Below are 22,615 nucleotides of genomic sequence, written 5' to 3'. Positions count from 1 at the left end.
CCGGGCGAGCCACAGGATAGGCTTCGCACGGGCCCCGCATTGATAAAGAATTTGAACAATTGAGCGCAGGTCCGCGTTGGTCGACCAGAGAATGAAAACTGGAGGACACCGCAGCATGTCTATCAAGACCCTCGCCTTCGCCGGCTCGATCGCCCTGGCCCTCACCGGCACCGCCTTCGCGCAGATTGCGACCGGCACCGAGCAGAACATGAACAATCCGGGCAGCGTGAAGAGCAACAGCGAGAAGTCGATGGAGCGCATGGGCGCCCCCGGCACCACGGGCTCGACCATGGCCCCGGCCGGCACCTCCGGCGGTCCGAGCACCGCGACGGTCGGCGCGCCCGGCGGCAGCACCGGCGGCAACGGCGTGACCGGCAGCGGCGCAGCCCCCAGCGGCAAGTAAGCCAGCTTCAGGTAAATTTCGTCGGGGTCGCCGCGCGGCCCTGACAGGTGAAAGCCCCGCAGCCTTACTGCGGGGCTTTTTCTCGTGCTCGGCTACGAACCCGTGTAGCCGAGCCCCGCGGCCGCGGCCTTGAGGCGGTCGAACGCCTCGGCATAGCGCGCCCGCCGGGCCTCGCCGTCGGGCAAGGTCCGGTCGGGGCTCAGATTGTCCTCCGTGTCGGACATCTTGATCAGCAGCGCCCCGAGGTGATGCTGGGCGATCAGGGCGGAGATGCGCGCGTCGTACGGCACCGGCGCGGCCGGCTTCGTCAGCATCACTACCATGGCGATCACCGCCTCGGAGAACCCCTCGGCCCGCAGGGCGATCGGCGTGGTCGGGGTGTCCTCGAGGACGTCGTGCAGGATCGCGGCCTGCATCACCTCCATCGGATCGATGGCGAGGCGGTCCACCGACTTCGCGTGCCCCGCCCGGCCGACCGAAGCGTTGGCGACGCGCTCCAGGTGGCGGATGTAGGGTTGCCCGCCCTTATCGATCTGCCCCGCATGCGCGATCATCGCGAAGCTGTGGGCCTCGAAGATGGATGCCATGCCGCGCGCTCCTCTCAGGCCGGACCTGCCGGCCCGGTAGACCATTCCGCCGGGCGATCCACAAGCACGGGCGCGCGTCGGGCATTCGGCCCGGAAACGGGACGATGCGGACCGGTAACGTTAGCTGCCCGTTAAGCGGAACCGTCGAAATCAGGGGATGTGCCGGGGTGTTCGCCCGGCCCTTCGAGTGCAGCGTGAGGACAGTGGCGTATGGGCAGCGTTCCGGCGACGATGGACAATGTGGTCCCCTTCCGACGCACCCTCCGCCCCCAGCCGTCGGCGGCGGCGTCCGCGGCGCCCCGCGGCGGCCTCGCGGCCCGGCGCAGCGAGCAGCGCGCCCTGATGGATTCGGTCTATGCCACGGGCAGCCTCTCCGTGGCGGCGGGCGACCGCGAGACCAAGCTGATCGCGGCCCGGCTCCAGGTCTACGGCTTCGTGCTGATCGAGGAGATCGGCGCCGACGGCCGGCCCCGGCGCCTGCGCCCCTCCGAGGCCATCCGCGCCCGCACCGAGTCGCCCTGGCGCCTGTCGAAGGCGAGCTACGGCGCGGCTGCCGGCCTCGCGGTGACCATCCCGGCCGTCGACGACTTCCTGTTCGACCAGCCCGCCGACCGCCCGGCCTGAGGGGTCCCGGCGATCCTCTGTGGCCGCCGGGAGACATCGGCAATTTCCTCGTCGGAGCCGTAGTTCTGATCATCGAATTCTAAGGCTGGGCGTGAGATGAAGGCTCTCGTTCCACTCCCGGCCATACCGCCATGCTGTCCGCCTCAGAAAACATCGTCATCCAGCACCGTGAGATCGTCGCCGTCCTGGTGACGTACGGGATATTCCTGGCCGGCGTGATGGGCGTGGCTTGGTTGATCGCGTAGGCGCGGCCCAATTGATCGCGTAGGCATGGCCCGGTTGATCGCGTAGGCGCGGCCGGGTTGATCGCGTAGCCGCGGCCCAACGGATCGCCTGAGCGGACGCGCCGTCGCGGGGTCGGAACCGCGCGGGTTTCGCCCCGGTTTTCCGCCCGATCGTTTCGGGAGAGAACCGCATGGCAGACAAGGGTGACGACCACGCCGAGACCTACAAGGCGTTCCACGAGGCCGTGAACATGACGGCGGCCAAGCTCGACGCGTTCCTGGAGACCGACGAGAGCCAGTCGGTCGGCCAGAAGAAGGATGGCGGCGAGGCGACCGGCCATCGCGAGGGGCGGCGCATCGTCGAGCTCCTGCGCACCAAGAAGACCGACCTCACCGACGACGACTACGCGCATATGGCCAAGGTCGTCGGCTACGTGCACCGTCACCTCAAGCAGGGCGGCCCGAAGGAGGCCGACAAGGTGAAGGAGTCCCCCTGGCGCCTGTCGCTGATGAATTGGGGACACGATCCGCTGAAGGACGACTGAGTCCGGCCCGGAGCGGGCTTCGGATCAGGTCGGATCGCGGGTGATCGAACCACCGGCCGTCCCGCGATGGGGAAACCTGGTGGAGCTGAGCGGGATCGAACCGCTGACCTCCGCAGTGCGATTGCGGCGCTCTCCCATCTGAGCTACAGCCCCGTTCCGGGGTGGCGGCCTTTTAGGCTCGCTCACGCCGACCTGTCAATTCCAGAAATCCTGCAGCTTTGCGTGCGCGTGATGCGTCCCGCGGGCGCGGGCCACGAGGACATCGTTTCCGCGCATGAACGCCTTCATCTGGCTCTTCGACACCGTCGTGCAGCTCTACATCTACGTCCTCATCGCCAGCGCCGTCCTGAGCTGGCTCGTGGCGTTCAACGTGGTGAATGTCCGCAACCCGATCGTGTCGCAGATCGGCGAGGTGCTCTACCGCCTCACCGAGCCGGTGCTGCGCCCGATCCGCAACATCCTGCCCAACCTCGGCGGCGTCGACCTCTCGCCGATCGTGCTCGTGCTGCTGCTGCTGTTCGCGAGCCGCCTGCTCCACGAGTTCGTGCCGGCGCAGACCTACGTCTACACCCGCTGACCGCACGGGCTTTCGAGGGGCGGGACGCAACGACGGCCCGCCCGACATAAAAAACCGACGCGCCACCGCGCCGCCCTGGGGACGAGACCGTCATGAAGACCAATCCCGGCCGCTTCTTCGAGGATTATCGCCTCGGGGAGACCATCCGACACGCCACGCCCCGCACGGTCACCCTCGGCGACGTCGCGCTCTACACCGCCCTCTACGGTCCGCGCTTCGCCGTGCAATCCTCCGACGCCTTCGCGCGCGCCATCGGCTACCCGCAAAGCCCGCTCGACGACCTCCTCACCTTCCATGTGGTCTTCGGCAAGACCGTGCCGGACATCTCCCTCAACGCGCTGGCCAATCTCGGCTACGCCGAGGGTGGCTTCCGCCGGCCCGTCTATCCGGGCGAGACCCTCTCGACCGTGTCGGAGGTGATCGGCCTGAAGGAAAGCTCGAACCGCCAGACCGGGGTGGTCTACGTGCGCTCCACCGGCTCGGATGCCAACGGCGAGACCGTGCTGAGCTACTGCCGCTGGGTGCTCGTGAAGAAGCGCGACCCGGACGCGACGATCACCCAGGAGCACGTGCCGACCTTCGCCAAGGTGGTGGACCCGGCCGACCTCGCTGGGGCCCTGCCGCCCCTGAACCCGGGCGCCTACGATTGCGAGCTCGCCGGCTCGCCGCACCGGTTCGGCGACTACGTGGTGGGCGAGCGCATCGACCACGTCGACGGGATGACCGTCGAGGAGGCCGAGCACCAGATCGCCACCCGCCTGTACCAGAACACCGCCAAGGTGCATTTCGACGGCTACGCCGCCAAGGACACCCGCTTCGGCCGCCGGCTGATCTACGGCGGCGTCGTGATCTCGCTGGCCCGGGCCCTGAGCTTCAACGGCCTCGGCAACGCCTTCGCGCTGGCGGGCATCAATGCCGGCCGCCACGTCGCCCCGCTGTTTGCCGGGGATACGGTCTATGCCTGGAGCGAGGTGCTGGAGACCGCCGAACTCCCGGGTCGCAGTGACATCGGGGCCCTTCGGCTGCGCACCGTCGCCACCAAGAACCAGCCTTGCGGCAACCACCCCGACAAGGTCGGGGACGCCTATGACCCGTCGGTGATCCTCGATCTCGACTACTGGGCCTTCATGCCGCGCTGATCCTTCGCTCCCGGGCGGCCCTTCCACTCCGGCTGACCCTTCGACCCCGGACGACCCTTCGGTCCCGGCCCGCCGCGTGACGGGTCGGGCGGGCCAACAAGGCTGAGGGTTAGCGGCGGATGCCGCGCGTGACCCAGTAGGCGCGCGGCACGCAGATCCCGAGCGGGGTCGCGTATTGGGCATGGAGGGCGATGAAGTCCCGGCGCAGGTCGGCCCGTCGCGCGTCGTCGAGACTGTCGGCCAGGACCTTGGTGGGGCCATAGCCGGTGACGAAACGCTCCCAGGCGGCCTCGGCGCTCGGCTCGCGGAAGAACGAGGTGCCGCTCTCGAAGGCGAGCTCGAAGTCTTGGCCCAGCAGGCCCGTAATCCGCTCCGGATCGCCCCAGTCGAAGGGGGAGGGCGGGGCCGGATCCGATGGCGGCGGCAGATAGGGCTTCATCACCGAGAACATCCGGAACACGGCACCGTCCGGCGTCCACGTGGTCAGGGCGATGCGTCCCCCTCGGCGACAGACCCGCGCCAGTTCCGCCGCGGCGGCCTCGGGACGGCTCGCGAACATCACCCCGAAGGTCGAGACGACCGCGTCGAACGCCCCGTCCGCGAACGGCAGCGCCTCGGCGTCCCCGAGCCGGTAGGCGATGTCCAGGCTCTCCGCCCGCGCCTGCTCCGCCGCGAAGGCGATCAGGTCGGCACCCAGATCGACGCCAGTCACCTGCGCCCCGCACCGTGCCACGACGCGGGAGGTCCAGCCCGTGCCCGTCGCCAGGTCGAGCACCCGCTCCCCCGGCTTCGGATCCAGGCGCAGCACGCAATGCGCAATGCTGTCGGCGATGCCACGGCTGATCTCGTTGTAGCGGGCGCCCCCGGCATTCCAGATCCGGGCCGGCTTCGCGTTGTGCGGTTGGATCGCGTCGCTCATGGTGCCTCCGACTCAGTCGGGTCCCCCGCGCAGGATGCCGCATCAAGCGCCTAAAAGTCTATGGGACTCGCGCGAAGGACTTCCACGTCGGCGTCGTCGACTGTCGAATACAGTCGGTTTGCCTGACCCGAGACGTCTTCATGACGGGTCGGCAGTCGGCCTGCACCGGACTGTCGCCCCGATGACTTGCGTCGACGATCTGTGCCGATGCTCCGTCCGCAGAGCCACGACGGAAACGTTCAGCCCCGGCGGACGGGGACCGCACCGGCCCCGACGATCCACCTGCAGTTCCGCATTAGAACAATTAGGAATTGTTGCCGCAAAGGCACGGGCGCTGAACCAATTTGTGCCAAGGCTTGATCACTCCGGCGTGATCGACTAACCGCCAGATGTGCCGACGTATCGATCCGAATTTTAGGATCGCTCTAATGTAATCCTCAAGAGTTCGATACGCGACCCGGGCGACAGCACAAGGATTTACCGGTGCGCAAGATCACCTCAGCGCTTTCAGCAACCTCGACGTATGCTTTGATCGGCGCAACCTCGCTGGTTTTCAGCTCGGCAGGTCTGACGTCGACCGTCAAAGCGCAAGAATCCGTGCAGCTCGACGAGCTTTCCGTGGCGGGGGCCTCGGCTGGTACGGGGCGCGGCGGCCAGGGAGTCGGGCTCCTGAAGGACCTGCCGGCACCCTATGCCGGGGGCCAGTTCGCACGGGGCGGCTCCCTGGGTGTGCTCGGGACGCGGGATGCGCTGAACACGCCGTTCAGCACCGTCAACTTCACGCAGCAGGTCATCCAGGACCAGCAGGCGCGGACCGTGGCTGACACCCTGGTCAACGACGCGTCGGTCCGCCTGACGACGGCCAGCAACGGCTTCAGCGACACCTTCCAGATCCGCGGCTTCGAGGTTCAGGCGCAGGATGTCGGGTTGAACGGCCTCTACGGCCTGGTCTCGTCCAATCGCGTGGCGGCGCAGTACATCGAGCGCATCGAGCTGCTGAAGGGTCCGGGCGCGTTCATGTACGGCATTCCGCCGGGCGGCAGCGTCGGCGGCAGCATCAACATCGTCACGAAACGCGCCCTCGACGTGCCGTTCGTCCAGGTGACGCCGCAATATATCAGCCCCGGTAACTTCGGCGTGCATGTCGATGCCAGCGCCCGCGGCGGCGAGAACAAGGAATGGGGCATCCGCTTCAACGGCCTGGGCCGGGACGGCGAGGCCACGATCCGGGACGGCAACCTGCGGACAGGCCTCGGAGCCCTCTCCCTCGACTATCAGGGCGAGCGCCTGCGCTGGGCCCTCGACGTGATCTCCCAGAACGACGACACCAAGAACTTCCGTCCGCAGATCGGCCTGCAATCGGATATCGCCTTCATCCCGCGCCCGCCGAGCGGCCGCAGCAACTGGTTCCCGGGAACGCAGCTCCAGCAGCGGGACAACACAGTCGCGTCCTTCCTCGAATACGACCTGACGGACTGGCTGACGGCCTATGGCGGGATCGGGTATCGCGCAGGGTCCAATCGACAGACCTTCCCGGACTACCGGGTCTTCGGATTTCCCAGCGGCGCCGACGTCCTCGGCAATTTCCGGCTCGTCAACGCGTTCTACGATTCCTACAGCAGCACCGTCAGCGGCAATGCCGGGCTGAAGGCACGCTTCGATACCGGCTTCATCAACCATTCGGTGAACCTGGTCTATACCGGGTTCACGCGGGAGGACGGCTTCGCCTACGTGGCGAACTCGGCGGACGAGTCGGTTCCGTCCAATATCTACAGCCCGTCCCCGCTGCCGGTCGTGACGGGTGAGCGGGTCGCACCGCAACGTTATGCCGGGACCACGCTGACCAGCGTCGCGGTCGCCGACACGATGTCGGCCTTCGACGACACCATCCTGCTGACCGCGGGCGTCCGCTACCAGATGGTGAACCAGAAGAGCTACGACACCGTGACCCAGGCGCGGACGAGCGAGTACGACGCGAACGCCACGTCGCCGCTCGCCGGCATCGTGTTCAAGCCCTGGAAGAACGTCTCCCTGTACGCGAACTATGCCGAGGGCCTGACGGCCGGCACCATCGTGGGGCCGGGCTACAGCAACGCGGGCGCGATCCTGAGTCCCTACAAGTCGGACCAGCAGGAAGTCGGCATCAAGGTCGACTGGGGCACCATCACGACGACGGCGGCGCTGTTCCAGATCAGCCGTCCGGACCAGGTCCAGACGGCGACCAATGCCCTGGCGTATAACGGCGAACAGCGCAATCAGGGCCTGGAACTGTCGGCCTTCGGGGCGATCGCACCGACCCTGCGCGGGTTCGCGAGCGCAACCTTCCTGCGGCCCGAACTGACCAAGCCGATCGACCCGCTCCAGCGCGGGAACGACGCCGCGGGCGTCCCGGATCTGACCGTCTCCGCCGGCCTCGAATGGGATACGCCCTGGGTGCGGGGCCTCTCCCTCAACGGCCGGGTGCTCTACACCTCCGGCTCGTATCTCACCGGCGCCAACACCGTCCGCTTTCCGGACTGGACGCGGTTCGACCTCGGCTTCCGCTACGCGACGATCCTCGGCGACAGGCCGTTCGTCTTCCGCTTCAACGTCGAGAACGTCGCCGACAACCGATACTGGCTGACGACGGGCACCTTCGTCACGGTCGCTTCACCGCGGACCTTCGTCGTATCCGCCTCCTACACGTTCTGACGGGATCGAATGACCCGGGGACGCGCATCGCGACCCCGCGCTCGGCCCGCAAGGAGGGGCAAGGACATCTTGCGGGCCCCGCGTCCCGTCTGCAATCGTCGGGCTCTGTCTCCGGAGGATGCGTCGCCATGCCTGCTGAACCGATCAAGGGACCGGCGTCGTATTTCCCGTCGATCGAGAAGCGGTACGGCCGACCCATCGCGGTCTGGCAGCAGCTCGTCCGAGACAGACTTCCGGCTAGGCACATGGACCTCGTCGCGATGCTGAAGGCCGAGCACGGGATGGGCCACGGGCACGCCAACGCGATCGTGGCGCACGTCCTGGCAACGCAGGCCCCGTGAGGCGATCCCGCTTCAAACCGTTCGCCGATCGGGGCGGACGGAGCCGCGTCGATCCCGCGGCCGCGCCGACTCCCGCGCCGCGCGTCAGCCCCCGAACAGCCCCATCACCGTCCGGCGCAGCGGGTTGGCCGGATCGGAGAGGAGGCGCAGGGCCATCAGGCAGGCGATGGTGACGAGGAGGGGGCGGATCAGCCGGGCGCCCATGCGGATCGCCAGGCGGGAGCCGATCTGCGCGCCGATGAAGGCGCCCACCGCCATCATCAGGCCGATCGCCCAGACCACGTGGCCGCCCAGCGCGAACAGCGCCAAGCTGCCGAGGTTGCTCGCGGCATTGGCGAGCTTGGTGTGGGCGGTGCCCTTCACCACGCCGAGCCCCAGCAGGGTCACGAACCCGATCATGTAGAAGGCGCCGGCGCCGGGACCGAAGACCCCGTCGTAGAAGCCCACGGCCGGCGCCCAGGTCAGGGCGAACCAGTTCGGGGTGATCCGCGCGGTGGCGTCCTCGTTGCTCATGCGCTTGGCGGTCGCGAAGTAGATCGCGATGGCCACCAGCAGGATCGGCACGGCGGCGTCCAGCAGGGCGCGCGGCAGCAGGCTGACGCAGAGGGCGCCCGCCACCGACGCACAGCCGGCGCTGAGCGCGATCTTCCAGGCGTCGGGCCAGTGGATCAGGCGGCGGCGCGCGAACGCCAGGGTCGAGGAGACCGCGCCGGCACTGCCCTGGAGCTTGTTCGTGGCGATCGCCGAGACGGGATCGAGGCCTGAGAGCAGCAGGGCCGGCAGGGTCAGGAGGCCCCCGCCGCCCGCGATCGCGTCGACGCAGCCGGCCGCCACCGCAACCGCGAACAGACCCGCGATCAGGCCGATATCCACCCCGAAGATCATCCCGTCCTCACGTCATGGTCCAGTGAGGGCCGACTGGAGGCGGGATGGAGATCGAGGGGGGAAGCGCCGGACGGACGCCTCAGTTGCGGACGACGACCTTGGTCCCGACCTTGGCGCGGTCGTAGAGATCGACCACGTCCTTGTTGGTCATGCGGATGCAGCCCGAGGACACCGCGGCGCCCATGGTCTCCGGCTCGTTCGAGCCGTGGATGCGGTAGAGCGAGGAACCGAGGTAGAGCGCGCGGGCGCCGAGGGGGTTGTCCTGGCCGCCGGCCATGAAGCGCGGCAGGTCGGGACGGCGCGCCAGCATCTGCGACGGCGGACGCCAATCCGGCCATTCCTTCTTCATCGTCACGGTCTTCTCGCCGGACCACGAGAAGCCCTGGCGCCCGACGCCGACCCCGTAGCGCACGGCCTGGCCGCCGCCGAGCACGTAGAACAGCCGGCGCTGGCTGGTCGAGACCACGATGGTGCCGGGCTTCTCCGTGCCCTTCCAGGCGACGGTCTCGCGCGGGATCGCCTGCTCCTTGAAGATGTTCATGAAGTCGGCGATCGGCCCGCTGTCGAACGGGTTTCCGGCGAAGGCCGGACCTGTCGATACGGTCAGGGCCGCCGCCAGGGCGGATGCGGCGAGAACGCGGCGCGTCTGCATGGTCGTCTCCTCCAGCCGAGAACCGGCAAAGGGCGGGCGCGAGGACCCGGCTTTCCCGGAGGCTTATGGTCGGGGGCGCGAGCCTTGGCGTGATGGGGGAGGGGGGTCAACCGCGTCAGGACCGAACGCGCCGCCCCTGTGTGATCCCGGCAACGCCCTCGGGCCGGGGGCCGCCGGGCGTGCATCTCAGCACCTGACACAATGCCGCAGGAACTTGCGGCGAGGCCGGCTTACCCCCAGACTCGGTGTGGTGAGACCCAACCCTGTCCCTATCGCAAGCGGCGCCGAGGCGACCGCGTGCCTGCCTGGATCGGCCTCGGCCGCGGCGGCGCGCCCGGTCGTGCGTGCGGTCGAGGTGGTGGCGTCCGGTCTGCTCGCGCTGCTGCTGCTCGTCTGCGCCGTCCTGCCGCTGCTGCGGACGGCGGGGGACGTGCCACACGGCTTCGCCCGCCAGACCGTGATGTCCCAGGCCGCGCTCCCGGAGAACCGGGACAGCAACCTGCGCATCTCGGCCGCGATTGCCGACCTCGACGACAGCTACGGCAACGTCGCGACCCTGCGGATCCCGCTCGTGACGAAGCACAGGGCGGATCGCCTCGCAATGCCGCGCCTCCTGCCGGCCCCGGCGACGCGCGCGGTCGCCCCCCTCGAGCGCCCTCCCAGACTCATCTTCCCGGCCTGAACGGTCTGCCGCCGTCCGGCGCGCACGGCATTCGACGTCACCTTTTCGCGTTGAATACAACCTGTGTCGTCGGAACGCCCAGATTGTCGGGCATCCCCGGGATCGTCATCGGACGATTCGGACCGGGTCGGAGCGATGCGACCTGCGCTGCGGCAGCGTGGGCGACGCCTCCACACCTGCCACCGCCCTCACCGCGCCCGGCCATGCGACATGGTCCGGCGCTTGCCATGGCCCGAACCGTTCGCGGCGGGCCCTGGCCCCTGAACCCGGCGACGCCGGCCCGCGCCACGCGGGCCATCCGCCAGAATCTCGCAGGAGCGACGCGATCGTGACGTCTTTCAACCACCGTCTGTTCGGGGCCCGGCCGACCGCGCTCGCCGCGGGCGTCGTCCTGGTCGCTCTCTCGGCCTGCAATCAGAAGCAGCAAGCGGCGGCGCCGGTTCCGGGACCCATTCCCGAGGTCAACATCGTGACCGTCCACGAGCAGCCGATTCCCTACGTGCGCGATCTGCCGGGCCGCGTTGCGCCGCTGCGCATCGCCGAGGTGCGCTCGCGCGTCTCCGGCCTCGTGGTGAAGCGCACCTTCGAGCAGGGCAGCCTCGTGAAGGAGGGTGACGTCCTCTACAAGATCGACCCGGCGCCGTTCGAGGTCGAGCTCCAGAGCGCGGAAGCCGCCTTGGCCCGGACCGAGGCCGCGCAGGTCCTCGCCGGGCAGCAGGCCGACCGCCTGGAACAGCTGCTCTCGCGCCAGACCGCGAGTCAGGCCCAGTACGACGCCGCCTATGCGGGCCTGAAGCAGGCGCAGGCCGAGGTCGCCGGCGCCAAGGCGACGCGCGACCGCGCCAAGCTCAACCTCGGCTACACCGATGTCCGCGCTCCGATCTCGGGTCGCATCGGCCGGGCGCTGCTCACCGAGGGCACCCTGGTGGAGCAGGGCGGCACCGCCAACCTCGCCACCATCCAGCAGCTCGACCCGATCTACGTCGACATCACCCAGTCGGTGGGCGAGCTGAACAAGCTGCGCCGCGACCTCGCCAGCGGCGAGCTCTCGCGGCTCTCAGCCGACACGGCCAACGTCCACCTCATCATGGATGACGGCACGCTCTACGGCTCGGCCGGCAAGCTGCTGTTCTCCGACGTAACGGCCGATCCGAGCACCGGACAGGTGACCCTGCGCGTACTGTTCCCCAACCCCCATGACGAGCTCTTCCCCGGCATGTACGTGCGCGCCCGCATCAAGCAGGGCATCGACACCGATGCGCTCGCGGTGCCGCAGCAGGCCATCCAGCGGACCAACGACGGCAAGGCCGAGGTCTGGGTGGTGCGCGACGACAGCAAGGTGATGCTTCAGCCCGTGGAGGTCGGCCCGGTGGTCGACAACCAGTGGGTCATCCGCTCGGGCCTGAAGGCCGGCGACCGCGTGGTCGTCGAGGGCGTGCAGAAGATCACCGCCGGCCAGCAGGTGAAGACCGTCGAGCTGAAGGTCGCCACCGCCGATTCCGGGCCGAAGCCCCGCGACACCGACGTTCCGGAGCCCGAGACCACCAAATCGACGGGTGCGCCGAAGCCCGGGGCGCCCAACGCGGCCTCGCGCAAGGCGGCCTCACCCGATGCGGCCTCCCCCAAGCCCGTGTCGCAGGTGCGCTGAACCATGGCTCGCTTCTTCATCGACCGGCCGGTCTTCGCCTGGGTCGTCGCCCTCTTCATCATCCTGGGCGGCCTGCTCACGATCCCGCAATTGCCGGTGGCGCAGTATCCCGTGATCGCGCCGCCATCCATCGCGCTCTCGACCGCCTATCCGGGCGCCTCGGTGGAGAACCTCTACACCGGCACCACCCGGCTCATCGAGGATGAGCTGAACGGCGCCGCGAACATCCTCAGCTTCGAATCGGCCAGCGACGCTTTCGGCGTGGTCGAGATCACCGCGCAGTTCCAGCCCGGCACCGATTCGAGCCTCGCGGGCGTCGAGGTGCAGAACCGCCTGAAGCGCGTCGAGGCACGCCTGCCGGCCGAAGTGCGTCAGCAGGGCACCCTGGTGGAGGAAGCCTCCGCCGCGACCCTGCAGATCATCACCCTGGTCTCGCCCGACAAGTCGATGGACGAGATCGCGCTCGGCGACTTCCTCATCCGCAACGTCATCAACGAGATCCGCCGCATCCCCGGCGTCGGGCGCGCGACGCTGTACTCCACCGAGCGCAGCCTGCGCATCTGGATCGATTCCGACAAGCTGCGCGGCCTGTCGCTCAACGCCTCCGACGTGTCGAAGGCGATCTCGAACCAGAACGTCCAGATCGCCTCCGGCGCCGTCGGCGCCATGCCGAGCCCGCAGAGCAACCCGGTCAACTTCCCCATCATCGTGAAGGGCCAGATGACCGCGCCGGAGGAGTTCGGCGCCATCGTGCTGCGCGCCAATTCCGACGGCTCCAACGTGCGCCTGCGCGACGTCGCCCGGATCGAGCTCGGGGGCGAGGACTACAAGTTCACCACCCGCCTCGATGGCGGCGAGGCGGCGGGCATCTCAGTAACGCTGGCGCCGGACGGCAACGCCCTCCAGACCGCCTCCGCCATCCGCGCCAAGATGGAGGAGCTGTCGCAGTTCTTCCCGTCGAACGTGAAGTGGGACATCCCGTACGACATCACCCCGGCGGTCGAGGCCTCCATCGAGAAGGTGCTCCACACCCTCGTCGAGGCGGTGGTGCTGGTGTTCATCGTGATGTTCGTCTTCCTGCAGAACATCCGCTACACGCTGATCCCCACCATCGTGGTCCCGATCGCCCTGATGGGCACCTGCACGGTGATGCTGCTCGCCGGCTTCTCGGTGAACGTGCTCACCATGTTCGGCATGGTGCTGGCCATCGGCATCCTCGTCGACGACGCCATCGTGGTGGTGGAGAACGTCGAGCGCATCATGAACGAGGAGGGCCTTTCCCCGAAGGAGGCCACCCGCAAGGCGATGAGCCAGATCACCGGCGCCATCATCGGCATCACGCTGGTGCTGATCGCGGTGTTCATCCCGATGGCGTTCTTCCCCGGCTCGGTCGGCATCATCTACCGCCAGTTCTCCATCGCCATGGTCACCTCGATCGCCTTCTCGGCGCTGCTGGCCCTGTCGCTGACCCCGGCCCTGTGCGCGACCCTGCTGAAGCCCATCGAGAAGGGCCACGGCCATTCGAAGGGCGGCATCTTCGGCTGGTTCAACCGGGTGGTGGACCGCGAGACCGCTCGCTACGGACGCGGCGTCGCCGGGCTGATCAAGCGCTCCGGCCGGGTCATGCTGGTCTACCTCGCACTGGTCATCGGCCTCGGCTACGCCTTCCTCCGCCTGCCGGAGGGCTTCCTGCCGGTGGAGGACCAGGGCTTCTTCACCGTCGACATCCAGACCCCGCCGGGCTCCTCCTTCAACCGCACCGAGGCGGCCGTGAAGAAGGTCGAGGAACACCTTCTCGCCCAGCCCGGCGTGGCGACCGTGACCGTCGTCAACGGCTTCTCGTTCTCGGGCCAGGGACAGGTGACCTCGCAGGCCTTCGTGACCCTGAAGCCCTGGGGCGAGCGCGACGCCGACAACTCGGCGGCCAAGCTGATCGAGGGCACCAACAAGGCGTTGGCGTCCTACAAGGACGCGGTGATCCAGGCCCTCGAGCCGCCGCCGATCGACAATCTCGGCAACGCCTCGGGCTTCAGCTTCCGCCTCCAGGACCGTGCACAGAAGGGCTACTCCGCCCTGATGGCGGCCCAGGAGCAGTTGTTGTCGCTCGCCCGCAAGAGCCCCGTCCTGCAGAAGGTCTATGTCGAGGGCCTGCCCCCGGCGCCCCAGGCGGAACTCGTCATCGACCGTGAGAAGGCGGCCGCCCTCGGCGTCGACTTCGAGGAGATCAACAACACCATCCAGGTCAATCTCGGCTCGGTCTACACCAACGACTTCCCGAACCGGGGCAAGATGCAGCGCGTGATCGTCCAGGCCGAGGACGCGCAGCGCCTGAAGGCGGCCGACATCCTGAACTACGGGGTGAAGAACGCTTCGGGGACGATGGTGCCGATGTCGTCCTTCGCCGATCTGAAATGGGGCGTCGGCCCGGCCCAGATCATCGGCTTCAACGGCTACCAGTCGGTCCGCATCACCGGCGAGCCGGCCGCCGGCTACACCTCGGGCGATGCGCTCAACGAGATGGAGCGGCTGATGGAGCAGCTCCCGAAGGGGTTCGGCTATGCCTGGACCGGTCAGTCGCTGCAGGAGAAGCAGGCGGGCTCACAGGCCTCGCTGCTGCTCGGCCTGTCGATCCTGATCGTGTTCCTGTGCCTGGCCGCCCTCTACGAGAGCTGGTCGATCCCGTTCTCGGTGCTGCTCGTGATCCCGCTCGGTGTGATCGGCTCGGTGGCGGCGGTGTACCTGCGCGGGATGCCCAACGACGTCTACTTCAAGATCGGCATCATCACGATCATCGGTCTCTCGGCCAAGAACGCGATCCTGATCGTGGAATTCGCCAAGGACCTCTGGAAGCCCGGGACATCGCTGGTGGACGCGACCATCGAGGCGGCGACGCTCCGCTTCCGCCCGATCGTCATGACCTCGCTGGCCTTCATCTTCGGCGTCGTGCCGCTGGCCATCGCCACGGGCGCCGCCTCGCGGAGTCAGCAGGCGATCGGCACCGGCGTGCTCGGCGGCATGATCTCGGCCACCGTCCTGGCGGTCCTCTTCGTGCCGGTGTTTTTCGTGGTGGTGATGCGGCTCTTCCGCCGCAAGGACGCCACCGAGGGCATCCAGCCCGAGGCGGAGCCGGGCGCCGTGCACGTGCCCCATCACGCCCCGGCCGAGTAGGCCGGCGCGGCGGGCTCCCCCCCGGGGGAGCCCCGAACTCGTCGAGGGCTGGCGCCGGCGAGACCGGCCCATGGAAAAGGGGCGCGCGGTCCGGTCGACCGCGCGCCCCTTTTTCGTACGTCGCCCGGTCGCGACCGGGGCCGAGCCTCAGACCTCGCGGGCGATCATCATCTTCTTGATCTCGGCGATGGCTTTCGCCGGGTTCAGGCTCTTCGGGCAGGTGTTGGCGCAGTTCATGATCGTGTGGCAGCGATACAGCCGGAAGGGATCATGCAGAGCGTCGAGGCGCTCGCCGGTGTTCTCGTCGCGGCTGTCGATCAGCCAACGATAGGCCTGGAGCAGGGCCGCCGGGCCGAGGAAGCGGTCGCCGTTCCACCAGTAGCTCGGGCACGAGGTGGTGCAGCAAGCGCAGAGGATGCACTCGTACAGACCGTCGAGCTGGGCTCGGTCCTCCGGCGTCTGCTTCCACTCGCCTTCGGGGGCGGGCGTCTCGGTCTGGAGCCAGGGCTCGATCGAGGCGTGCTGGGCGAAGAAGTTCGTCAGATCGGGGACGAGATCCTTCAGCACCGGCATGTGCGGCAGCGGGTAGATCCGCACCGCGCCGGTCTTCTTGCCCTTGGCGTGCTCCTGGCACTCATCGATGCCCATGGTGCAGGCCAGTGCGTTCTGGCCCTCGATGTTCATGGCGCAGGAGCCGCAGATGCCCTCGCGGCAGGAGCGGCGGAAGACCAGGGTCGAGTCGACCTTGCTCTTGATCCACAGCAGGGCGTCGAGGACCATCGGGCCGCAATCGTCCCGGTCGACCTGGTAGACGTCGACGCGCGGATTTTTGCCGTCATCGGGATTCCAGCGGTAGATCCGGAATTCCTGCAGGTTGTTGGCCCCCTGGGGCCGAGGCCAGGTCTTGCCCTCGGTGATCTGGGAGTTCTTGGGGAGATTGAACTGAGCCATGGTGTGGCGTGCCTAAATCCGTCTCGTGAGAACCAGTCTGAGCAACGACGAACGTCGTTGCCTCAGTACACGCGCGCCTTCGGCTCGATGTACTGGATCTCGTTCGACATCGTGTAGGTGTGGACCGGACGGTAATCGATACTGACCTGCTTGGAGGTGTCGTCCATCCAGGCCAGGGTGTGCTTCATCCACTCCTTGTCGTCGCGGTCCGGGAAGTCCTCGCGGGCGTGGGCGCCGCGGCTTTCCTTGCGGTTGGCGGCGGATTCCATGGTGACGACGGCCTGGCCGATGAGGTTGTCGAATTCCAGGGTCTCGAGGAGATCGGTGTTCCAGATCAGCGAGCGGTCGTTGACGTGGATGTCCGGGATGCCGGCGGCGACCTTGTGGATCAGGGTCTTGCCCTCTTCCAGGACCTCGCCGGTGCGGAAGACGGCGCAGTTGTTCTGCATGGTCTTCTGCATCTCGGCGCGCAGCTGCGCCGTCGGCGTGCCGCCGCTGGCGTAGCGGAAGCGGTCGAGACGCCCGAGGGCCTTGTCGGCGGAGTCCTTCGGCAGCTCCATCTGGCGGGCGCCCGGCTCGACGATCTCGGCGCAGCGCAGGCCCGCGGCCCGGCCGAAGACCACGAGGTCGATCAACGAGTTCGAGCCGAGGCGGTTGGCCCCGTGCACCGAGACGCAGGCCGCCTCGCCCAGCGCCATCAGGCCCGGCACCACGGTGTCGGGGTTGCCGTTGCGCAGGGTCAGCACCTCGCCGTGATAGTTCGTGGGGATGCCGCCCATGTTGTAGTGCACGGTCGGCAGCACCGGGATCGGCTCCTTGGTGACGTCGACGCCGGCGAAGATCTTGGCCGATTCCGAGATGCCGGGAAGGCGCTGGTGCAGGATGGCCGGATCGAGGTGGTCGAGGTGCAGGTAGATGTGGTCGTTGGACTTGCCGACGCCCCGACCGGCCCGGATCTCCATGGTCATCGAGCGGGAGACCACGTCGCGCGAGGCGAGGTCCTTGGCTGACGGAGCGTAGCGCTCCATGAAGCGCTCGCCCTCGGAATTGGTGAGATAGCCACCCTCGCCGCGCGCGCCCTCGGTGATCAGGCAGCCGGCGCCGTAGATGCCGGTCGGGTGGAACTGCACGAACTCCATGTCCTGCAGGGGCAGGCCGGCGCGCAGCACCATGGCGTTGCCGTCGCCGGTGCAGGTATGGGCCGAGGTGGCCGAGAAGTACGAGCGCCCGTAGCCGCCGGTGGCCAGGATCGTCATCTGGGCGCGGAAGCGGTGGATCTCGCCGGACGCCTGGTCGATGGCGATGACGCCGAGGCAGCGGCCCTCCTCATCCATGATAAGGTCGAGGGCGAAGTACTCGATGAAGAAGTTGGTGTGGTTCTTCACCGCCTGCCCGTAGAGGGTGTGCAGCATGGCGTGGCCGGTGCGATCGGCCGCCGCGCAGGTGCGCTGGGCGGTGCCCTTGCCGTAGTCGGTGGTCATGCCGCCGAAGGGCCGCTGGTAGATCTTGCCCTCTTCGGTGCGCGAGAAGGGCACGCCCCAATGCTCGAGCTCGTAGACGGCCGCCGGCGCGTTGCGCACGAGGTACTCGATTGCGTCCTGGTCGCCGAGCCAGTCCGACCCCTTCACGGTGTCGTACATGTGCCAGCGCCAATCGTCGGGACCCATGTTGCCGAGGGAAGCCGAGATGCCGCCCTGCGCCGCCACCGTGTGCGAGCGGGTGGGGAACACCTTCGAGATGCAGGCGGTGCGCAGGCCGGCCTGGGAGCAGCCCACGGTGGCGCGCAGGCCGGCGCCGCCCGCACCCACCACCACCACGTCGAAGGTGTGGTCGTTGATCGTGTAGGCGGGGGTGCCGCTGCCGTTGGTTCCGTTGGTGGCCATGGGCTGATCCTTCGGGTTCGGGGTGCGGGTCAGACGAGCTTGCCGAGGCTGACGCGCAGGATCGCGTACAGACAGGCGACGGCGACGATGACCGCGTAGAAATTGTTCGCAAGCAGGCTCAAGAGCTTGAGCGTCCTGTCGTGGACGTAGTCTTCGATCACGACTTGCATCCCGATCCTCATATGGGCCGTGACCGAGATCACGGCGAGGATCAGGATGAGCGCCACCACCGGGTGCGACATCAGCGCGATGGCTTCCGGGTAGGGCCGGTTCGCCATCAGGGCGACGATCACCACGAAGGCCAGCATGAGCGGCGCGTTGGCGGCGGCGGTCAGGCGCTGGATCCAGAAATGGCCCGCGCCGTGGCCGGAGGCCCCGAGGCCCTTCACCCGGGCGCGGGGCGTGCGCATGGTGACGTTGGTGTTCTGGCGATTGTCGACCATCGGTCCGCCTCCTCAGCGCAGGGTCAGGGCGAGCGCCCAGATCAGGACGGTCAGGATGACGGAGCCGATCAGGGTGGCGCGGGCGAGGCCCATGCGCTGGGCGCGGTCGAAGCCGTAGCCGAGATCCCAGATGAAGTGGCGCAGCCCGCCCAGCATGTGGTGCATCAGGATCCAGGTGTAGACGAACAGCACCAGGCGCCCGACGATCGAGCCGAAGAACCACGATACGGTGCCGTAGGCGCCCGGACCCGAGGCGAGGGCCACCAGCCAGATCGCCACCAGGGCCGAGCCGCCGTAGAGTGCGGTGCCGGTGATGCGGTGGAATACCGACATCGCCATGGTCCAGGTCCAGCGGTAGATCTGGAGGTGGGGCGAGAGCGGCTGGGCGACCGTGGGACGGACGGTGGGAGCCATCGTGCGGAAGGTCCTCGACTGGGCGGCGCACCCGGATTTGAAGGCGCACCAAGAAAAATTTGGATCGTCTCTAAAGTGCTAGCGGGCAGGCGCCAATGCGCAACCCGAGTTTGCCGCAGTGCACATGCGACACAACCGCCAAATCGTCATTCGGTCCGAATCGCCTCATGGCAGCCATCCGAGCGCGCGCCACCACAGATAATCCAGGGGCGCGATCACGAGGAGGGATACGAGCCCCGTCGTCAGAGTGAGCTTCGTCGCCGCCCGCAGCGGCACCTTGCCGAGATCGACCGCGAGCACGATCGGCGGCGCCTGATAGGGCAGGAACAGGGTCGAGTAGCCGACCACCTGGATCATCACCACGGCCGCCAGGTCGAGGCCGCTGGCCCGGGCCATCTCGCCCGCGAGCGCCGTGTAGAGCGCCGGGGCGCCGTTGGCCGTCACCGCCAGCGTCAGGATTGCCGCCAGACCTGTCAAAATCCCGAAATTGTAGCCCGGCGCATCGGGGGTGAGGGGCGCGACGTGGAGGAGGGCATGGCCCAGGCGGGCGCCGAGACCGGTCTCGTTCACGGTGGCCACGAGGCCGAGGAGCGCGGCCACGTAGAAGCAGGTGCGCAGGTTCACCGCGCCGAAGGCCTCTGCGGGCAGGACGCCGATGCGGGGCATCAGGCAGAGGATCGCGGCGACGAGGCCGACCCAGGCGGGGGCGATGTGGTGCAGGCTATCCGTGACCCAGAGCGCAAGGGTTCCGGCGAGGATCACCGCGAGGCGGTGCGCCTCGGGGCGCAGGGGCTCCTTCACCAGGGCGGCCCCGTTCTCGCCGTGGTCGAGCCGGTCGGGAAAGATCCAGAGAATCGCCAGGACCAGCAGGACGCCCTTCGCCAGGGCCAGGACCGGCGCGTGCAGCAGGAGGTAGGGCAGGTAGGCGATGTGGAGGCCGTACTGCGTCTCCGCCGTCCCCGCCATCACGAGGTTCGGCACGTTCGCCGGCAGGATCGCGGCGGAGAGGATCGGCGTGGCGAGCCCCACCGCCAGGACCGCACCGTGGCGGCCGGGGCGCCCGCCCGCGAGGCCGAAGGCGTCGCACAGCGCCAGCACCACCGGAACCAGCAGGGCGATCCGCCCCAGATTCGACGGCATCACGAAGGCGACGGCGAAGGACAGGGCGACGATCCCAGCGATGAAGGCCGGGTAGGAGGTGGAGAGATGCCCCGATAGGCTTCGCGCCAAGCGGTCGCCGAGCCCCGAGCGCGTCATGGCCAGACCGACCACCATGCCGCTCAGGACGAGCCAGAACGCCGAGGAGGCGAAGCCCGAGAACACCGTCGCGGGGGGCGCGAGGTGGAACAGCATCGCCCCGGCGAAGAACAGCATCGCGGTGATGATCTCGGCGATCAGGCCACTCGCCCAGAGGCCCATGCAGAGCGCGAGCAGGAGCGCGGTCACCGCGACCGTCGCCTCCCCGCCCATGAACGCCCCTGCCGGCATGCCTCGGTCCACCCCGTCGTGTCCGGCGGGACAATGATCCTACCTTGGAGCCGTTCGCAATTCGGGGTTTTCCGATCCAGCCTTCGCCGGCCGCGAAGCCTCAGAAACGCGCCGGGTCGAGTTCGAAGGTCGGGGGCAGCGCCTCGAACCAGGCGCCGTAATAGGGATCGTGGGGGAGTTTCGCCGCCCAGCGATCACGAAACCGCCGGTGCTCGTCCGGATCGACGGTGCGGGCTCGGTTGCGGCTCTCGTAGTGGTAGAGGCTGGCCTGGGCGCAGTAGACGCTGCGCAGGCCGCGCTCGCGCAGCCGCAGACACAGATCGACGTCGTTGTAATTGACGGCGAAACCCGCATCGAAGCCGCCGATGGCGTCGAAGTCCGACCGCCGCACCATCACGCAGGCGCCGGTGACCGCGAGGTAGTTCCGGCTGCCGACGGTGGAGAAGTAGTGCCCGGGATCGTCGCCGGGATAGCCGCGCCGGACATGGTCGGGGGTGGCGTCGATGATCGACACGCCGGCATGCTGGATCTCGCCGGTCTCGAACAGGAGCTTGGGGCCGACGGCGCCGACGCCGGGAATCTGCAGCTGCGCCAACAACGCCTCGATCCAGTCGGGCGTGATGACCGCGATGTCGTCGTTGAGGAAGACCAGAACCTCGCCGCTCGCCGCGGCGGCGCCGAGATTCATCTTGGCGGCCACGTTGAAGACCGGCTCCGACCAGGTCACGCGTCGGGCGCCGTGGCGAGCCAGGGCCGCCTCGGTGCTTGGGCGCAGATCGCCGTTATCGACCACCACGGACTCGATGTCGGGATAGGTGCTCTTCGCAGCGACGCTGTCGAGGCAGGCGGCCAGGAGGTCCACGGTGCGGCCGCCCACGAGGCTGTCGCGGCCGGCGGTGGGGACCACGATGGAGACGCGGGGGCGCACCGTCAGCTTGCGCCGCATCTCGAAGCAGCCCTTGAACGCGCTCGCGCGGGCGAAGTCGAGTTCACCGGTGCGCCGGGCCCGGTCCTCCAGGCCGCGGATCGCCGCGGCGATGACGTAGTCCTTGTTGTCCATGGTCTGGGCCGTGGAGCCCGGAATCGCCCGCCAATGGTAGAGCACCTTCGGCACGTGGACGACGTTGCGGACATGCTCGGTGTAGCGGAGGGCGAAGTCGTAATCCTGCGCGCCGTTGCATTCGTCGCGAAAGCCGCCGATCCGCCGGACGATGTCCATCCGGTAGAGCGCCAGATGCGCCGTATACATGCAGGATTCGAGGGCTTCGGGCGACCAGTCCGGCTTGAAGAACGGCTCGTAGCGCACCCCGTCGATCGAGATCTTGTCCTCGTCCGAGTAGATGAAGTCGACGCTGTCTTCGGCGTTCAGGATGCGGACGAACTCGTACAGGGCGTTGTCGGGGATCGCGTCGTCGTGGTCCATCAGGGTCAGGTAGGCGCCGGTCGCCAGCGCCATGGCGTCGTTCGAGGCGGCCGAGATGCGTCCGTTCGTGGTCCGGCGATGCAACCTGATGCGCGGGTCGGCGGCCGCGAAAGCCTGGAGCCGCGGCCAGATCTGCGGGTCCGGCGAGTTGTCGTCGCAGAGGCAGAGTTCCCAGTCCGGATAGGCCTGGGCCTGCACCGAGGCGATGGCGGCTTCCAGCCAGCGCCGGGGGGTGTTGTAGACCGGCATGACGATGGAGATGCGCGGACGCAGGCGAAAGCCTTCGATCTCGGCGCGCATCGCCGCCACGCTGAGGCGAGCCGGCGTCTCCACTTTGTCGATCCAGGCTGTGTAGGAGGCCGGCACCGGGCGCGGCCGGGCGCTCGCCCGGAAATCGCGCCAGAGTTCGGCGGCCCCCTTCTCGCGCCAGGCGGCGTGGATGCGGGCGAGGAGGCGGGTCGGCGCGCGCTCCGCCTCGGGCAGCGCCTGCACGCGGCGCCGAGCGGTCTCGGCGATCGCGCCCACAGGGCCGAGATAGGTCAGGGAGACGTCGGCGAGGCGGAAGCGGCCGGTGCCGCTCATCGGGTCGAGGCGCAGGCCGCGGACCCGGCGCGGCAGGCACACGAGATTGTCGACGCCGCTGGAATCGGCCTCCAGCGGAATGGTCAGCGTCTCGCGAAACCCCTTGCCGTCGTCGACGTAGAGGATCGGGACGAGCTTCGTGCGGTCGAGGGCGGTGAGGTCGGCGCGGAGGCGGACCCAGCCGCCGCGATGGCGCCGGCGGCCCTCCGGAGGCCAGAGGCGGAAATGTGGGTCGGACCCGGTCGCGCGCCACGTGTCGGGCGTCCCCTCGGCCACGATCTGGCTGACGGCGTCGAGGCGACAGCGTAGGGTGCGCGGCAAACCCGGATCCTCTTCGATGCGGGCG

Annotated in this window: 20 protein-coding genes and 1 tRNA gene; 10 read left to right on the top strand and 11 right to left on the bottom strand. The window is 68.4% G+C overall.

Annotated elements, in window-relative coordinates; genetic code table 11:
• Positions 1-115 precede the first annotated feature (115 nt).
• Complete coding sequence (locus CRT23_RS08305) at positions 116-403, top strand: hypothetical protein (RefSeq protein ID WP_103709309.1); 288 nt, start codon at positions 116-118, stop codon at positions 401-403.
• Between the two features lie 92 nt (positions 404-495).
• Here the strand turns inward: CRT23_RS08305 and CRT23_RS08300 are convergent, their stop codons facing one another.
• Positions 496-990: an HD domain-containing protein gene (locus CRT23_RS08300; protein WP_103709308.1), complete on the bottom strand. Its 495-nt coding sequence runs from the start codon at positions 988-990 to the stop codon at positions 496-498.
• A 210-nt stretch (positions 991-1,200) separates the two neighbouring features.
• On the opposite strand from CRT23_RS08300, the gene CRT23_RS08295 reads away from it, so the two are divergent.
• Positions 1,201-1,614 carry a hypothetical protein gene (locus tag CRT23_RS08295; RefSeq protein ID WP_055952905.1) on the top strand — a complete coding sequence of 138 codons (414 nt, stop codon included), beginning with the start codon at positions 1,201-1,203 and terminating at the stop codon, positions 1,612-1,614.
• A gap of 415 nt (positions 1,615-2,029) precedes the next feature.
• Positions 2,030-2,383 (top strand): DUF3140 domain-containing protein, encoded by a 354-nt coding sequence (locus tag CRT23_RS08290; protein ID WP_056378552.1) that lies wholly within the window; start codon positions 2,030-2,032, stop codon positions 2,381-2,383.
• Positions 2,384-2,460: 77 nt separating this feature from the next.
• Here the strand turns inward: CRT23_RS08290 and CRT23_RS08285 are convergent.
• Positions 2,461-2,536: transfer RNA gene (locus tag CRT23_RS08285), tRNA-Ala, on the bottom strand.
• 121 nt (positions 2,537-2,657) lie between these two features.
• Here CRT23_RS08285 and CRT23_RS08280 point away from each other — a divergent pair.
• On the top strand, positions 2,658-2,960 hold the full coding sequence (locus CRT23_RS08280) for a YggT family protein (RefSeq protein ID WP_055952911.1): 303 nt from the start codon (positions 2,658-2,660) through the stop codon (positions 2,958-2,960).
• A 92-nt stretch (positions 2,961-3,052) separates the two neighbouring features.
• Positions 3,053-4,099, top strand: coding sequence for a MaoC family dehydratase (locus CRT23_RS08275; protein ID WP_103709307.1), 1,047 nt, complete (start codon positions 3,053-3,055; stop codon positions 4,097-4,099).
• 109 nt (positions 4,100-4,208) lie between these two features.
• Here CRT23_RS08275 and CRT23_RS08270 read toward each other — a convergent pair whose 3' ends face one another.
• Positions 4,209-5,018 carry a class I SAM-dependent methyltransferase gene (locus CRT23_RS08270; protein ID WP_103709306.1) on the bottom strand — a complete coding sequence of 270 codons (810 nt, stop codon included), beginning with the start codon at positions 5,016-5,018 and terminating at the stop codon, positions 4,209-4,211.
• Positions 5,019-5,615: 597 nt separating this feature from the next.
• Between CRT23_RS08270 and CRT23_RS08265 the strand changes: the two genes are divergently transcribed.
• Both CRT23_RS08265 and CRT23_RS08260 read left to right on the top strand, forming a co-directional pair.
• Positions 5,616-7,709, top strand: coding sequence for a TonB-dependent receptor (locus CRT23_RS08265; RefSeq protein ID WP_244477315.1), 2,094 nt, complete (start codon positions 5,616-5,618; stop codon positions 7,707-7,709).
• A 128-nt stretch (positions 7,710-7,837) separates the two neighbouring features.
• Positions 7,838-8,050 (top strand): DUF4287 domain-containing protein, encoded by a 213-nt coding sequence (locus CRT23_RS08260; RefSeq protein ID WP_103709305.1) that lies wholly within the window; start codon positions 7,838-7,840, stop codon positions 8,048-8,050.
• Between the two features lie 84 nt (positions 8,051-8,134).
• Here CRT23_RS08260 and CRT23_RS08255 read toward each other — a convergent pair whose 3' ends face one another.
• Positions 8,135-8,935: a TSUP family transporter gene (locus CRT23_RS08255; RefSeq protein WP_103709304.1), complete on the bottom strand. Its 801-nt coding sequence runs from the start codon at positions 8,933-8,935 to the stop codon at positions 8,135-8,137.
• Positions 8,936-9,014: 79 nt separating this feature from the next.
• Entirely contained in the window at positions 9,015-9,587 is a 573-nt protein-coding gene (locus CRT23_RS08250; protein ID WP_055952926.1) for a L,D-transpeptidase, read from the bottom strand.
• Positions 9,588-9,927: 340 nt separating this feature from the next.
• On the opposite strand from CRT23_RS08250, the gene CRT23_RS08245 reads away from it, so the two are divergent.
• The 3 genes from CRT23_RS08245 (at position 9,928) to CRT23_RS08235 (ending at position 15,085) form a co-directional block, all read left to right on the top strand.
• Positions 9,928-10,269: a hypothetical protein gene (locus CRT23_RS08245; RefSeq protein WP_103709303.1), complete on the top strand. Its 342-nt coding sequence runs from the start codon at positions 9,928-9,930 to the stop codon at positions 10,267-10,269.
• A 328-nt stretch (positions 10,270-10,597) separates the two neighbouring features.
• Positions 10,598-11,917, top strand: a complete 1,320-nt coding sequence (locus CRT23_RS08240) for an efflux RND transporter periplasmic adaptor subunit (RefSeq protein ID WP_245436055.1) — start codon at positions 10,598-10,600, stop codon at positions 11,915-11,917.
• 3 nt (positions 11,918-11,920) lie between these two features.
• The gene (locus CRT23_RS08235) at positions 11,921-15,085 is read left to right on the top strand and encodes a multidrug efflux RND transporter permease subunit (RefSeq protein WP_055952934.1); all 3,165 of its coding nucleotides are present in this window, start codon (positions 11,921-11,923) and stop codon (positions 15,083-15,085) included.
• A 147-nt stretch (positions 15,086-15,232) separates the two neighbouring features.
• Here the strand turns inward: CRT23_RS08235 and CRT23_RS08230 are convergent, their stop codons facing one another.
• The 6 genes from CRT23_RS08230 to CRT23_RS08205 form a co-directional block, all read right to left on the bottom strand.
• Positions 15,233-16,036: a succinate dehydrogenase iron-sulfur subunit gene (locus tag CRT23_RS08230; protein ID WP_055952937.1), complete on the bottom strand. Its 804-nt coding sequence runs from the start codon at positions 16,034-16,036 to the stop codon at positions 15,233-15,235.
• Positions 16,037-16,098: 62 nt separating this feature from the next.
• A complete protein-coding gene (gene sdhA / locus CRT23_RS08225; RefSeq protein ID WP_103709302.1) occupies positions 16,099-17,919 on the bottom strand; it encodes a succinate dehydrogenase flavoprotein subunit in 1,821 nt (606 codons plus the stop codon).
• Between the two features lie 29 nt (positions 17,920-17,948).
• Positions 17,949-18,362 carry a succinate dehydrogenase, hydrophobic membrane anchor protein gene (gene sdhD / locus CRT23_RS08220; protein WP_055952942.1) on the bottom strand — a complete coding sequence of 138 codons (414 nt, stop codon included), beginning with the start codon at positions 18,360-18,362 and terminating at the stop codon, positions 17,949-17,951.
• Positions 18,363-18,374: 12 nt separating this feature from the next.
• Entirely contained in the window at positions 18,375-18,776 is a 402-nt protein-coding gene (gene sdhC, locus CRT23_RS08215) for a succinate dehydrogenase, cytochrome b556 subunit (RefSeq protein ID WP_055952945.1), read from the bottom strand.
• A 165-nt stretch (positions 18,777-18,941) separates the two neighbouring features.
• The gene (locus CRT23_RS08210; RefSeq protein WP_103709366.1) at positions 18,942-20,246 is read right to left on the bottom strand and encodes an SLC13 family permease; all 1,305 of its coding nucleotides are present in this window, start codon (positions 20,244-20,246) and stop codon (positions 18,942-18,944) included.
• A gap of 118 nt (positions 20,247-20,364) precedes the next feature.
• On the bottom strand, positions 20,365-22,590 hold the full coding sequence (locus CRT23_RS08205; protein ID WP_245436053.1) for a glycosyltransferase family 2 protein: 2,226 nt from the start codon (positions 22,588-22,590) through the stop codon (positions 20,365-20,367).
• Between the last annotated feature and the right edge of the window lie 25 nt (positions 22,591-22,615).

Source organism: Methylobacterium sp. V23 (assembly GCF_002917135.1).
In the GTDB taxonomy this organism is placed as follows: domain Bacteria; phylum Pseudomonadota; class Alphaproteobacteria; order Rhizobiales; family Beijerinckiaceae; genus Methylobacterium.
The sequence above is the reverse complement of the archived record's forward strand: the minus strand, read 5'-3'. Positions and strand labels throughout refer to the sequence as shown.

What these genes read in the sequence shown, in the direction of transcription:
- CRT23_RS08305 (WP_103709309.1), top strand. Translation starts at nt 116, where the DNA reads ATGTCTATCAAGACCCTCGCCTTCGCCGGCTCGATCGCCCTGGCCCTC.
- CRT23_RS08300 (WP_103709308.1), bottom strand. Translation starts at nt 990, where the DNA reads ATGGCATCCATCTTCGAGGCCCACAGCTTCGCGATGATCGCGCATGCG.
- CRT23_RS08295 (WP_055952905.1), top strand. Translation starts at nt 1,201, where the DNA reads ATGGGCAGCGTTCCGGCGACGATGGACAATGTGGTCCCCTTCCGACGC.
- CRT23_RS08290 (WP_056378552.1), top strand. Translation starts at nt 2,030, where the DNA reads ATGGCAGACAAGGGTGACGACCACGCCGAGACCTACAAGGCGTTCCAC.
- CRT23_RS08280 (WP_055952911.1), top strand. Translation starts at nt 2,658, where the DNA reads ATGAACGCCTTCATCTGGCTCTTCGACACCGTCGTGCAGCTCTACATC.
- CRT23_RS08275 (WP_103709307.1), top strand. Translation starts at nt 3,053, where the DNA reads ATGAAGACCAATCCCGGCCGCTTCTTCGAGGATTATCGCCTCGGGGAG.
- CRT23_RS08270 (WP_103709306.1), bottom strand. Translation starts at nt 5,018, where the DNA reads ATGAGCGACGCGATCCAACCGCACAACGCGAAGCCGGCCCGGATCTGG.
- CRT23_RS08260 (WP_103709305.1), top strand. Translation starts at nt 7,838, where the DNA reads ATGCCTGCTGAACCGATCAAGGGACCGGCGTCGTATTTCCCGTCGATC.
- CRT23_RS08255 (WP_103709304.1), bottom strand. Translation starts at nt 8,935, where the DNA reads ATGATCTTCGGGGTGGATATCGGCCTGATCGCGGGTCTGTTCGCGGTT.
- CRT23_RS08250 (WP_055952926.1), bottom strand. Translation starts at nt 9,587, where the DNA reads ATGCAGACGCGCCGCGTTCTCGCCGCATCCGCCCTGGCGGCGGCCCTG.
- CRT23_RS08235 (WP_055952934.1), top strand. Translation starts at nt 11,921, where the DNA reads ATGGCTCGCTTCTTCATCGACCGGCCGGTCTTCGCCTGGGTCGTCGCC.
- CRT23_RS08230 (WP_055952937.1), bottom strand. Translation starts at nt 16,036, where the DNA reads ATGGCTCAGTTCAATCTCCCCAAGAACTCCCAGATCACCGAGGGCAAG.
- sdhA (WP_103709302.1), bottom strand. Translation starts at nt 17,919, where the DNA reads ATGGCCACCAACGGAACCAACGGCAGCGGCACCCCCGCCTACACGATC.
- sdhD (WP_055952942.1), bottom strand. Translation starts at nt 18,362, where the DNA reads ATGGTCGACAATCGCCAGAACACCAACGTCACCATGCGCACGCCCCGC.
- sdhC (WP_055952945.1), bottom strand. Translation starts at nt 18,776, where the DNA reads ATGGCTCCCACCGTCCGTCCCACGGTCGCCCAGCCGCTCTCGCCCCAC.
- CRT23_RS08210 (WP_103709366.1), bottom strand. Translation starts at nt 20,246, where the DNA reads ATGGGCGGGGAGGCGACGGTCGCGGTGACCGCGCTCCTGCTCGCGCTC.